The organism is Methylobacterium nigriterrae, assembly GCF_037106235.1.
GTDB classification, from domain to species: Bacteria; Pseudomonadota; Alphaproteobacteria; order Rhizobiales; family Beijerinckiaceae; genus Methylobacterium; species Methylobacterium nigriterrae.
In genome coordinates this window covers 1-279 of the sequence record NZ_JBAWTG010000802.1, presented here as the reverse complement: position 1 = coordinate 279, position 279 = coordinate 1, and the positions used below count along the sequence as shown (strand labels likewise).

Sequence of the window (279 nt, the reverse complement as noted above, 5' to 3'; positions counted from 1 at the left end):
GATAAAATGAGAGTGGAGATTTTTGAACATGCACATATAATAAGGCAGACTACAGAAAGGATGTGAAGCTGTGAAGGTACTATTTATGTTTTACATTCCAAGCGGCGGCATTGAAACCTTAAACCGCCAGCGCTGCAAGGCGCTCATGGATGCCGGCATCACCTGCCACCTGCTGTATTTCAGGCCCGGTTCAGGCATGCAGAATGTATATAACATTCCCACCTTCATCATGGATCAGGACGAAGCGATGCAGAAGCTGCTTCAGGAGCAGCAATATGA

General features: G+C 46.6%; 1 protein-coding gene. It reads left to right on the top strand.

Annotated features, from left to right (window positions below):
* Positions 1-85: 85 nt before the first annotated feature.
* Positions 86-279: hypothetical protein (locus WDW90_RS39220; protein WP_336493008.1), on the top strand; the 194-nt coding region annotated here is incomplete at its 3' end.